Annotated in this window: 13 protein-coding genes; 6 read left to right on the forward strand and 7 right to left on the reverse strand. The window is 66.5% G+C overall.

Annotated elements, in window-relative coordinates:
• Positions 1-484, reverse strand: a 484-nt coding sequence (locus ABZW74_RS07750; RefSeq protein WP_355275396.1) for an FUSC family protein, incomplete at its 3' end; no start/stop codon positions are given.
• Positions 481-924, reverse strand: coding sequence for a DUF3151 domain-containing protein (locus ABZW74_RS07755; protein WP_240859359.1), 444 nt, complete (start codon positions 922-924; stop codon positions 481-483). The genes ABZW74_RS07750 and ABZW74_RS07755, both read right to left, overlap by 4 nt.
• 490 nt (positions 925-1,414) lie before the next feature.
• On the opposite strand from ABZW74_RS07755, the gene ABZW74_RS07760 reads away from it, so the two are divergent.
• A complete protein-coding gene (locus ABZW74_RS07760) occupies positions 1,415-3,178 on the forward strand; it encodes a hypothetical protein (RefSeq protein ID WP_355275398.1) in 1,764 nt (587 codons plus the stop codon).
• Positions 3,175-3,495, forward strand: coding sequence for a hypothetical protein (locus ABZW74_RS07765; protein ID WP_355275400.1), 321 nt, complete (start codon positions 3,175-3,177; stop codon positions 3,493-3,495). The genes ABZW74_RS07760 and ABZW74_RS07765 overlap by 4 nt, the downstream gene beginning before the upstream one ends.
• 257 nt (positions 3,496-3,752) lie before the next feature.
• Here the strand turns inward: ABZW74_RS07765 and fbaA are convergent, their stop codons facing one another.
• On the reverse strand, positions 3,753-4,787 hold the full coding sequence (fbaA, locus tag ABZW74_RS07770) for a class II fructose-bisphosphate aldolase (protein ID WP_240859365.1): 1,035 nt from the start codon (positions 4,785-4,787) through the stop codon (positions 3,753-3,755).
• A gap of 171 nt (positions 4,788-4,958) precedes the next feature.
• Here fbaA and ABZW74_RS07775 point away from each other — a divergent pair, with 171 nt between their 5' ends.
• Complete coding sequence (locus ABZW74_RS07775; RefSeq protein WP_240859367.1) at positions 4,959-5,681, forward strand: VTT domain-containing protein; 723 nt, start codon at positions 4,959-4,961, stop codon at positions 5,679-5,681.
• A gap of 47 nt (positions 5,682-5,728) precedes the next feature.
• Positions 5,729-6,457 carry a VTT domain-containing protein gene (locus tag ABZW74_RS07780; protein WP_240859370.1) on the forward strand — a complete coding sequence of 243 codons (729 nt, stop codon included), beginning with the start codon at positions 5,729-5,731 and terminating at the stop codon, positions 6,455-6,457.
• 396 nt (positions 6,458-6,853) lie between these two features.
• Here the strand turns inward: ABZW74_RS07780 and ABZW74_RS07785 are convergent, their stop codons facing one another.
• The 4 genes from ABZW74_RS07785 to ABZW74_RS07800 form a co-directional block, all read right to left on the reverse strand.
• Entirely contained in the window at positions 6,854-7,525 is a 672-nt protein-coding gene (locus ABZW74_RS07785; protein WP_240859372.1) for an RNA methyltransferase, read from the reverse strand.
• 10 nt (positions 7,526-7,535) lie between these two features.
• Positions 7,536-8,108, reverse strand: a complete 573-nt coding sequence (gene pyrE / locus ABZW74_RS07790; protein ID WP_355275403.1) for an orotate phosphoribosyltransferase — start codon at positions 8,106-8,108, stop codon at positions 7,536-7,538.
• Positions 8,109-8,141: 33 nt separating this feature from the next.
• A complete protein-coding gene (locus ABZW74_RS07795; protein WP_240859377.1) occupies positions 8,142-9,071 on the reverse strand; it encodes a hypothetical protein in 930 nt (309 codons plus the stop codon).
• 67 nt (positions 9,072-9,138) lie between these two features.
• The gene (locus ABZW74_RS07800; protein WP_240859379.1) at positions 9,139-10,137 is read right to left on the reverse strand and encodes a D-2-hydroxyacid dehydrogenase; all 999 of its coding nucleotides are present in this window, start codon (positions 10,135-10,137) and stop codon (positions 9,139-9,141) included.
• 91 nt (positions 10,138-10,228) lie between these two features.
• Between ABZW74_RS07800 and ABZW74_RS07805 the strand changes: the two genes are divergently transcribed.
• Together ABZW74_RS07805 and ABZW74_RS07810 are read left to right on the forward strand one after the other, a co-directional pair.
• The gene (locus tag ABZW74_RS07805; protein WP_355275406.1) at positions 10,229-10,831 is read left to right on the forward strand and encodes a DJ-1/PfpI family protein; all 603 of its coding nucleotides are present in this window, start codon (positions 10,229-10,231) and stop codon (positions 10,829-10,831) included.
• 5 nt (positions 10,832-10,836) lie between these two features.
• Positions 10,837-11,271 carry a MarR family transcriptional regulator gene (locus ABZW74_RS07810; RefSeq protein ID WP_240859382.1) on the forward strand — a complete coding sequence of 145 codons (435 nt, stop codon included), beginning with the start codon at positions 10,837-10,839 and terminating at the stop codon, positions 11,269-11,271.
• Positions 11,272-11,302: the final 31 nt, after the last annotated feature.

The raw sequence follows: 11,302 nt of genomic DNA on the forward strand, positions 1-11,302 counted from the left end.
CCAGGATGCCGATCGCCCCGCCGATCAGGGCGTCGATCGCGCGATGGAATCCGGCGACCCCGCCCGGCGGCAGCAGCGTCGCCACCAGCACAGCCGACGACGCCGCCTGCATCGGGATCAGCGGTCCGTCGTCGAGGAACACCGCCACCGCCATCGCAAGCGCGACCACCACCACGATCTGCCATGTTCCCGACCCGACCTGGGAGATGAACACGTCGCCGACGAGGATGCCGATCGTCACGCCACCGACGAGTTCGACCGACCGCCGCCAACGCTGGCTCAGCGACAGTCCCAGCGAGATCACCGCCGCAATGGGCGCGAAGAACGGTTGCGGATGGCCGAAGACCTCGATCGCCACCCACCACGCGGCACCCGCGGCGAGCGAACACTGCGCGATCGGCACAAACGACAGCCACAACCGCCGAAGTCGCTGCCGCAGCGGGGCGGGCAGCGAGTTGAAATGCCTGCGCAGGCGTGCGATCACACCAAGCCGAGGTGCGCGGCGGCGCTCGGATCGCTGTCGTTGAGCAGGTCGAGGCAGCGCAGGTACTCGTCTTCTTCGCCGATGGCCTGGGCCGCACGGGCCAGCACGCCGACCGCACGCAGAAAGCCTTGATTCGGTTCGTGCTTCCACGGGACCGGGCCGAAGCCCTTCCAACCGTGGCGTCGGAGCTGGTCGAGCCCACGGTGGTATCCGGTCCGGGCGTAGGCGTATGCCTCGATCACCTTGCCGAGGTCCACGTCGTCGCCGGTTCCCGCGGCATCGATGGCGGCCTCGGCCAGGTACGCCCAGGCGATGGACGCAGTGGGATGCGCCGCCGCCACCTCGGCGGGTACCGCACCATTGAGTAGGTCAGATTCGGCCTCGTCGTCGCCGGTGAGCAGTACCGGCTGTGGGCCCAGAAGATCTCCGAATGACGTCACGTCTCCATTGAATCATCGCCTCAGGCGAGGATGGACGAGACCAGGACTAGCCGATATGTCCGGAATCGACCGAACGCCCGAGTGCTGTATCGGGGGTCCATTCGCTAGGGTGAATGGCGCAATCGCTCCCGGCCGGTCGGCCGAACTGTCAGCGATGGTCGACGACGAGTGTCTAATCAGAGACGCGTGAAAGCGGGGTGATGAGGTCATGTCCAGACCCGGCGAGCCAAAGACGGCTGTCACCAAGGCCTTTGCCGCGATCCGGCGTTACGGTGAAGATCGACGCGCGCGCCGCAGGAGCGGACCCCCCGACCCAGCCGGGCGGCGTACTCAGGCTAGCGCCACCCCCGGCACACCTGCTGCCGACACACCGGACGCCGGCGTGTCGACGTCGCCGTCGAACGGCCCGTCGGCGGCGGAGACCGTGCAATTTGTCACACCGGGCTCACTTGATCAGAGCACCGACCGCAGAGAGGGCAACGACCCAGCCGTGGAAGATCCCACCCAAACCGACTTCGCCCCGGACAACACCGCTGACACCGACACCGCGCACGAGGAAAGCGCGGCGCCGACCGAGCGCCGGGACTCCGGGAACAAGCAGGACTCGGGGAACAAGCAAGATCCGGCTCCGGCACCGCCGAAGCCGAAGGGTGGACGCGGCATCGATGGCGCGACCCAGGTCATCCGCCGTGAAGACATGCCCGACACCAGCGACCTCCAGGACCTCGACGACATCGACCCGGTCGCCGCGAGCACCGACGACACCGGCGACACCACCGACGACGAAGAGTCGGCGGCGCCGGCCCGTCTGGGACCGAGCGACTCGAAGACCACGGTGATCCGGCGTGAGGACATGCCGGATACGAGCGACCTCGAGGACCTCGACGACATCGACCCGATTGCCGAGAGCGCCGACGACGCCACCGACTCGGAGTCGGACTCGGACTCCGGCTCGGGCTCGAAGGTCGCGGGTGCTGCCGGCGTTGCTGCTGTTGCCGGAGCCGCCGGTGTTGCTGCCGCGGTCGCGTCGAAGGACGACGAAAGCGATTCGGCAGCAGCAGAATCCGACGTTCCCGAATCGGAATCGGAGGAGCCCGCCGCAACAGAGTCCGACGCAGTAGAGGCCGACGCAGCAGAGGCCGATGCAGCAGAGGCTGATGCCGAGCCGGTTGCCGACGAGCCCGTTGCCGAAGAATCGGTCGCCGATGAAACAGTGTCGGAGGAGCCTGCCGCCGAGGATTCCGTCGCGCACGACCCGGTCGCAGAAGATTCCGCCACCGAGGAATCCGCCACCGAGGAATCCGCCACCGAGGAATCCGCCGCCGAGGAATCTGCCGCCGAAGAACCCGCTGCCGAGGACGACGGTGCCGCCCAAGAATCGGCGGAGGACACCTCGGGAGCAGAGGCCGAGGCGGCCGAGCCCGAGGCAGAAACTGCGGCAGACCTCGACACTGCCGAACCCAAGGCAGACGACGCCGCAGCTGTCGACACAGAATCTGACGCCACCGAGACCGTCGACTCGGAAGACACAGACGCCACCGATGCCGATGCCGGCGCGGATGCGAAGACCGCGGTCATCGCACTCCCGGACACCGCAAAGGCGGATACCACCCCCGCGGACAGCGCAGCGACCGACACCACCGAGGCCGACGGTCCCGCCACGGAAGCGATCGCCGACCCGTCCGGTTCGGACGCCAAGACCGCGGTCATCGAGCGCCCGCAGCCTGCGCGCGTGGACACCAAATCCGACACCCCGGCGGTCGCCGAATGGTCGACCGTCGCACACGAACCGCAGGTCATCCAGGGCGCCAAGCCGGAAGAGAAGAAGGGTCGGGGCCGGCTGATCGCCGCGGCGGTGGCCGCCGTCGTGATTGTCGTGGCCGTGGTGGGCGGCATCTTTGCGTTCATCAGCCTCCGCGAGCCCGCCCCGGCGGACGAAGCGGCCGAGGTGGCGACCCAGTACACGACTGCGCTGTCGAACGGTGATCTCACCACTCTGGTCGAGATCACCTGCGGCACCGACCACGACTTCTTCGCAAGTCAGGATCCGGCGGCCTACCAGCAGACCTTCAACTCACAGAAGGCGCGCAACGAACTCGTTCAGTTCGGCGAGATCAGGGCGGTCCGCGTCGACGGCGACCAGGCCGTCGTCGAACTGCCCGCGGCTCCGGGCAACCGGCCGCAGGAGCAGGAGTTGGTCACCATCAACCTGCAGAAGTCGGGTGACGACTGGAAGGTCTGCGCGCCGCAGTGAACCGTGCCGCACCGAGTGGAGGCGACCATCGCTTCCCGGCGCAGCCCGGGCGGCCGGTGAACCCACACCCGGGCCCGGCACCAACATTCACGCCGCGGACGTTCACTCCGCCGGCGATCACGGCGCCACCCCCGCAGTCGACGTGGCAAACACCCGCGCCGGCCGCCCCACCGCGACCGCCCTCCCGCAACGCACGATCCGCCCGCGTCCGAGCATCGCGCCCCAAGAAGCGCAGGATCGAACCCGAGGTGATCATCGCCGGCTTGGTGATGATCGCCCTCGCGCTCGCCGTGATCGTCGGGCTCATCGCGCTCTGACTTCGTCGGCAAACGCGGAGTCGAGAAGAGCGGCCAAGAAAGTGGGGGAAGAAACTTCTTCCCCCACCCTTGGTGTCCTCCCCCAGAAATTTCTAGCGGAAGACTATGAACCCCGGGGAAGAAGTTCTTCCCCTAGATTTTGCGGTCGCCCCGCTGACGCATTTTCCCAGCTCAGCAAAGCGGCAACCGGACATCAGGTCCGTATGAAGTTGTGCCCGGAGACCGGGCACAACTTCATACAGATGAGATCGAGCGCGTCAGGCGCTGATCGACTTGCCGACCGACTTGAGGTCGGTGCAGGCCTCGACGACGCGCTCGCTCATGGCGGCCTCGGCCTTCTTGGACCAGACGCGCGGGTCGTAGGTCTTCTTGTTGCCGACGTCGCCGTCGACCTTCAGGACGCCGTCGTAGTTCTCGAACATGTGCCCGGCGATCGGTCGCGTGTAGGCGTACTGGGTGTCGGTGTCGACGTTCATCTTCACCACGCCGTAGCTCAGCGCCTCTTCGATCTCACTCTTGAGCGACCCGGAACCGCCATGGAAGACGAAGTCGAACGGCTTGGAGCCCTCGGCCAGGCCGAGCTTCTTCACCGCGACCTCCTGGCCGGCCTTGAGCACGTCGGGGCGCAGCTTCACGTTGCCGGGCTTGTACACGCCGTGCACGTTGCCGAAGGTCGCGGCGAGCAGGTACTTGCCCTTCTCGCCGGTACCCAGGGCGTCGAGGGTCTTCTCGAAGTCCTCGGGGGTGGTGAACAGTTTGTCGTTGATCTCGGCCTCGACACCGTCCTCTTCACCGCCGACGACGCCGATCTCGCATTCGAGGATGATCTTCGCGGCGGCCGCCTTGGCGAGCAGATCCTGCGCGATCTCCAGGTTCTCCTCCAGCGGCACCGCGCTGCCGTCCCACATGTGCGACTGGAACAGCGGGTCCTTGCCCGCGTCGACGCGCTCCTGGGAGATGGCCAACAGCGGACGGACGTAGGTGTCGAGCTTGTCCTTGGGACAGTGGTCGGTGTGCAGGGCGATCGTCACGTCGTACTTCGCGGCGATCACATGTGCGAACTCGGCGAGGGCAACCGCGCCGGTCACCATCTCCTTGATACCGAGGCCCGAACCGAATTCGGCGCCACCGGTCGAGAACTGGATGATGCCGTCACTACCGGCATCGGCGAATCCTTTGATCGCGGAATTGATGGTCGACGAGGAGGTGCAGTTGATCGCAGGAAATGCGTACCCACCCTCCTTGGCCTTCTTGAACATCTCGGCGTACTGATCGGGGGTGGCAATCGGCATTTCTCACGTCCTCCAACCGGGTGGGTTTTCACGCTTTGCGAGTCGGTTACTCCTGTTCAGTATGGCAAGGCCGCACCGGTCTCGTGCACCGGACGTCGTACCCGCCCGTAGTCACGTCCGGAAACTGTCATGTCAGGAAACACTCAGACGGTCTCGGTATCCTCGGGTTCCGTGACGAACTTCGCGATTGACGCAAACACGACAAACCTGGCATTGCTGCCCGGTTTCCTCGACCCCGTCAACCTGCTGAACTCGTTCGGCACCTGGATTCTGGCCGGCCTCCTGATCGTCGTCTTCGTCGAATCAGGACTGCTCTTTCCCCTGCTCCCCGGCGACTCACTGCTGTTCACCGCTGGTCTGATCGTGGCCGCGAAGTCCGCCGAGATCGAACCGTTCGCACCGCTGTGGGTGCTGCTCGTCACCATCCCGATCGCCGCCTTCCTCGGTGATCAGGTGGGGTATCTGATCGGCAACCGGGCCGGATACTCCCTGTTCAAGCCCGACGCGAAGGTGCTCAAAGAGAAATACATCATCGAGGCGCACGAGTTCTTCGAGAAGCACGGCCCCATCACCATCGTGTTGGCGCGGTTCGTCCCGATCGTGCGCACCTACGCCCCGCTCGTCGCGGGTGCGGCCAAGATGCGGTACCCCGTCTTCCTCACCTACAACGTGGTGGGCGCGATCGCCTGGGGTGCCGGGGTGACGCTGCTCGGCTACTTCCTAGGACAGATCGCGTTCATCCGCGACAACGTCGACTACATCTTCCTGCTCATCGTGTTCGTGTCGGTGCTGCCGATCATCTCCGAGGTCGGCAAGCGGGTGATCCGCAGGCGGCGGGCGGTCGTCAAGGAGCCACTCGACACCGACGACGCCGTGACCGTCGACTCACGATAGCCACCGTTGCGGCTCGCTCTCAGGCTGACCGCGTAGCCTGATGAGCCGTGACGTCCACAGCTCTAGCCGAGACCACGACAAACGTGGCTCTCATGCCCGGCTTTCTCGACCCGGTGACCCTCCTCGGATACTTCGGCGGTTTCGCACTCTGGGGTCTCCTCCTGGTGATCCTGATCGAGTCGGGCGTGTTGTTCCCGGTCCTACCAGGTGATTCGCTGCTCTTCGTGGCAGGCATGGTGGTCGCCGCCGGCGGCAAGGACGGGATCGAGAGTTTCGCCACACTGTGGCAGCTGCTGATCCTCATCCCGATCGCCGCGATCATCGGCGGCCAGATCGGCTACTGGATCGGCCGCTTCGTCGGCACCGAGATGTTCAAGCCCGACGCCCGATTCCTCAAGGAGCGCTACCTCACCGAGGCGCACGAATTCTTCGAGAAGCACGGCCCGATCACCATCTTCCTGGCCCGGTTCGTGCCGATCGTGCGCACGCTCGCCCCGATCGTCGCCGGCGCGGCCCGCATGAAGTACTCGATCTTCTTCATCTACAACGTGGTCGGCGCCATCGTCTGGGGCGCCGGCATCGTGCTGCTCGGCTACTGGCTCGGTCGCTTCGAGATCGTCCAGAAGCTCATCGAACCAATCTTCATCCTGATCGTCGTGCTGTCGGTCGCCCCGATGTTCTACGAGTGGTACCGACGACGTCGGGTGGCGAAGCGGGAAGCCGCAACGACAGTCGAGACGCCGGCACCGACCGAGGAACAGACCGACACCGTCTGATCCGAAGAGATCGGTGACCACCGCGCTGAACTGGGCAAATGGGGTAGTGCCGTGCCCCCAAAATCTAGGGGAAGAACTTCTTCCCCGGGGTTCGAAGTCGTCCGCGAGAATTTTCTGGGGGAGGACTCCAGGGGTAGGGGAAGAAACTTCCTCCCCTACTTTTGTGGGCGCATGTTCTTGGCGTCGCGTTCGGCGGAACGCGACGACGGTGACTCAGATCGGTGACTGAGATCGGGCCCGTCAGCGTCCGCTTCCGGGAAATACCCGGAGGACCACCCTCAGGGGCCCGATCCTGGCCACCGGTTCGTGTGAGCCGGCGGTCTCTCGTCATCGTGCCGTCGTCAACGCCTCAGGTTGGCTCCGTTTCCACGGTTCAGGCTCAGGCAGCGGCCGCGCTCACCACGCCTGCCCGAGATCGGCGTGTTGTCGAATCCAGGAGTGCATGGCGATCCCGGCGGCGACGCCGGCGTTGATGCTGCGCGTCGAGCCGAACTGGGCGATCGACACGGTGAGGTCGGCGGCGGCCTGGGCGTCGTCGCTGACACCCGGTCCTTCCTGCCCGAACAGCAGCACGCAATCACGCGGCAGTTCAACGGTTTCCAACGGCAGTGCACCCGGCGTGTTGTCCACCGCCACCACCGTCAACCCCGAATCACGAGCCCACGCAATCAGATCCGCCACCGTCTCGTGATGCATCAGATGCTGATAGCGGTCGGTGACCATGGCGCCGCGACGATTCCACCGGCGTCGTCCGACGATGTGGACGGCGGCTGCGGCGAACGCGTTCGCGGTGCGGACCACGGTCCCGATGTTGGCGTCGTGGGCGAAGTTCTCGATCGCGACGTGGAACGGGTGACGACGGGTGTCGAGGTCGGCGACGATCGCCTCACGGGTCCAATACCGGTACGCGTCAACCACATTGCGGGTGTCGCCCTCGTCGAGAAGCGTCGGGTCGTACCGGTCGTCGGTGGGTGGCGGCGAATCATGTTCGGCCGCCCAGGGACCCACGCCTACCGCGGGGCCGGCCTGCCACTCGGTCGGGCCTGGCTCCCCGGAAATGTCAGGCAAGACCCCAGAATCAGACAAGGCCGAGGTCGCCCAGGCCCAACAGCGACCGATACGGCACGCCGAGTCCGGTGATCACGGCGTCGGCTCCGGTGGCGCGGTCCACGACGGTGGCCACGCCGACGACGGTCGCCCCCGCCTCACGCGCCGCCTCGACCGCCGCCGACGGCGACGCGCCCGTGGTGGACGTGTCCTCGACCACCAGCACCCGACGACCGGCGATGTCCGGTCCCTCGATGCGGCGTTGCATGCCATGGGTTTTCGCGGCCTTGCGCACCACGAACGTGTCGATGGCCCGACCGTCGGCATGCATGATCGAGCTGGCCACCGGATCTGCCCCGAGCGTCAGACCGCCGACCGAGTCGTACTCCCAGTCCGCGGTCAGTTCCCGCATCAGCCGGCCGATGAGCGGCGCCGCCTCGTGATGCAGGGTCGCGCGTCGGAGGTCGACGTAGTAGTCGGCTTCCTTGCCCGAGGACAACGTCACCTTGCCGTGCACCACGGACAGTTCCTGGACGAGGGCGGCCAGCCGCTCACGCGCCGACTGATCCACAGCGGGAGAAGACGAACCGGGGACAGAAGACATGACAGGAACTCTCACTCTCGGCCGGATGGCGGGTCAGTCGCGACTGTGACGATTTGGCCGCTCGATCCCGGGGTCGCTGTCAGAGCCACGCTCCCGGCGGACCGGCATGGGACTCAGCCCGCGAGCGCCACGGGTCGGCGTCGTGCCCGTCGCAGGGCTGGGTGCCGGTGCGGGCGCAGGCTGCCGGGGCTGGGCGGGCCGCCGATCGGGGTTCGGCGCAGCAGCCGGGTTGGGTGCCGCTTCCCCCCGTCGTCGGCGTTCCTTGTCCCGCATCGACTCGGTCTTCTCGTCGGCGAGTTCGGCGCGCGTCGGGCCGTGCGGGTCCCGGGGATCGGGGGTGTCCTGGGGATCGCGGACCGGCGGCAGGACGCGCAGCAGGTCGGCGAAGCGGCGCACAACTTCCAGCCCCGCGTTGAGGTGAGCAGCGTCGTTGGTCAAGGGCATCGAGCCGAGCGCCCAATTGCCCTCGTTCCAGAGCACCTCGACATACGCCGGCGCCTTGTTCGCCAGGGCGACCATGCGCCGGTCACACACCCTTCGGGCGACGTCAAGGTTGTTGGAGAACATCACGCGCGGACCCATCGCACCGAGCAGTTCGACGTCCTCTTCCATCGGGGCGAGTACGTCCTCGTGGCGCAGGTCGATCACCACTGGCGACGGCCCGGACCTGCGGACGGCGACCACGGTGGACGTGTCGACCAGGTCGAACACCACCGCTTCCGCGCCCCCGTAATGCCCGTATGCAACATCGCGAACCGCGACATGGTCCGGAACGTTCATCGTTGCGCGGTGAAAGACCTTGCGCAGCTTGGTGTCCGACTCACGGAACTTGAACTCGTGCTCGTCGCCCCACACCGCGCGCTGGTGACGCGCGACGTTGGATCGCTGCCGGTCCAGCCACAGCAGGACGACCGCGCCGGCGAGCGCCACGGCGGCTATGACGAAGTAGACGATGGTGGTCATCGCGCTACAGCCTACTATCGGCAGGCCAGCCACCGTGCTGCGTGACCCGCCACCGGCGTCGAGCGGGTCAGCGGGTCACGTATCCGCGCGCCTTGTCGACCACGTTGACCAGCGTCGACGCGAGGTCCGATGCGTCGGAATCCCGATATTTGCGCAGGTTGACGAGGATCTGGTCGGCCAGTGAGTCACGCCACCCCGCCACGTCGCCGCTCATGTGCGCCGAGATCGAGACTCCGGGCATATCCCACAGCGGACTGTCCTCGGCCAGCGGTTCGTCGTCGAACACGTCCAGCGAGGCCGCTCCGAGCGCACCCGAGCGCACCGCATCCACCAGTGCGGATTCGTCGACGAGCTGCCCGCGCCCGACGTTGACGAGGTGGGCGCCGGATTTCATGGCCCCGAGTACCCGCGCGTCGACCATCCGTTCGGTCTGCGGTGTGAGCGGCGCGACGAGGATGACGTTGTCGAAGGCGCCGATGTGATCGGCGAGGTCGGATGTGGCGATCACCTCGCCGAAGTCGGGGTCGCCGGTCCGTGCGACGCGGCCGGCCCCGGTCACCGACACCCCCACCGCCCGCAACAACCGGGCGATGGCACGTCCGATACCGCCCGTTCCCACCACGAGCGCCGACGTCCGATGCGTCGCGACCGTCTCCCGATGCCGCCACACGTGGTCACGCTGAAATCCCATCGATTCGTGTAATCGCTTGTCCCGAGCCAGGATCGAGCCCAGGACGAACTCCGCAATCGGGCGGTCGAACACGCCGCTGGCGTTCGTGACCACCACCTCGGAGGTCACCAGATCGTCGAAGAGCAGCGAGTCGACACCGGCCGCACAGACGTGCACCCAGCGCAGCGAGTCTTTCGCCACGTCCCAGTTGTCGACGAGGCCGCGGGAGAAGAAGTCCCACAGGACAAGGATGTCGGCGCCGGACAGGGCGTCGGCCAGTCCATCGGCGGTGCAGTGCCGGATGTCGGCGAGTTGGTCCAGCTCGGCCAGGTTGTAGGGCGGCGGCACGTCGTCGGCGCCGAGGAAGACGAGAACGGGATATGCGTCGGAAGCCATCGGCATCCACCCTATGCGTCCAACATTGACAGCATTCTGTCAATTATGACAGAATGCTGTCATAATCAACCGAAACCTCAGGAGGCTCCCGATGCATACCGTCCATCTCGCGCTCTACGAAGGCCTGGCCGACTGGGAGTACGGATATGTCGCCGCGGGCATCAACAATCCGGAGTTCCAGCGCGCGCCGGGGACCTTCGAGATACGTACCGTCGGCGTCACTCGCGATTCCGTCACGACCATCGGCGGCGTGCAGATGACTCCCGGGCTGACGCTCGGCGAGGTCGATCCCACCCAGAGCACCATGCTCGTTCTCCCCGGCGCGCAGAGCTGGGATGGCAACGCCCCCTTCGTCGACGCCGCGTTGCGTTGGAATGCCGCAGGAGTGCCCGTCGCCGGGATCTGTGGTGCGACGCTGGGTCTCGCCCGCGCCGGACTGCTCGACCATCGACGCCACACCAGCAACGCACGGGAGCAACTCGCACCGACCGGATATCAGGGCGCCGAGCATTACGTCGACGCTCCCGCCGTCACCGACGACGGCATCATCACCGCCGCGGCTGTGGCACCGGTCGAGTTCGCACGCGAGGTGTTCGCCCTGCTCGGCATCTACGAGCCCGCGGTGCTCGACGCCTGGTGGCAGCTGTATGGCAAGAAGGATCCGGCCGGCTTCTACGCCCTGGCCGAGAACTGACGCGCGTGTCCGAACATCAACGACTGCTGTCCGACGCGGCGCTGACCGCGTTCCACCTGAACGGGCAGTTCCTCGCTCTCGCCGACGAGCTCGCACGTCCCGCCGGCCTGACGGCAACACGCTGGCAGGTTCTCGGCGCGGTCTTGGACACGCCTCGCACGGTGTCTGACATCGCCCGCGTCATGGGTATCACACGCCAGAGCGTGCAGCGCACGGCCGACATCCTGGTCGACGACGGACTGGTTGCCTACTCCGACAACCCCGCCCACCGCCGCGCGAAACTCGTTGTCGCCACCGACGTCGGACGCGCGTCGGTCGAGGCCATCACACCTGGTCATCGGGCTGCTGCCGACCGCCTTACCGCCATGCTCGGCGCGGAACAATGGGAGTCGATCATCGACGGAATGCATGCGCTGAGCCGGGCCCTCGACAGCCTCTGACCTGGCCCTGCGAGACGAACCTGTCTAATTG

Source organism: Gordonia sp. NPDC003585 (genome assembly GCF_040610755.1).
GTDB lineage: Bacteria > Actinomycetota > Actinomycetes > Mycobacteriales > Mycobacteriaceae > Gordonia.

What these genes read in the sequence shown, in the direction of transcription:
- fbaA (WP_240859365.1), bottom strand. Translation starts at nt 4,787, where the DNA reads ATGCCGATTGCCACCCCCGATCAGTACGCCGAGATGTTCAAGAAGGCC.
- pyrE (WP_355275403.1), bottom strand. Translation starts at nt 8,108, where the DNA reads ATGTCTTCTGTCCCCGGTTCGTCTTCTCCCGCTGTGGATCAGTCGGCG.
- ABZW74_RS07795 (WP_240859377.1), bottom strand. Translation starts at nt 9,071, where the DNA reads ATGACCACCATCGTCTACTTCGTCATAGCCGCCGTGGCGCTCGCCGGC.
- ABZW74_RS07800 (WP_240859379.1), bottom strand. Translation starts at nt 10,137, where the DNA reads ATGGCTTCCGACGCATATCCCGTTCTCGTCTTCCTCGGCGCCGACGAC.
- ABZW74_RS07805 (WP_355275406.1), top strand. Translation starts at nt 10,229, where the DNA reads ATGCATACCGTCCATCTCGCGCTCTACGAAGGCCTGGCCGACTGGGAG.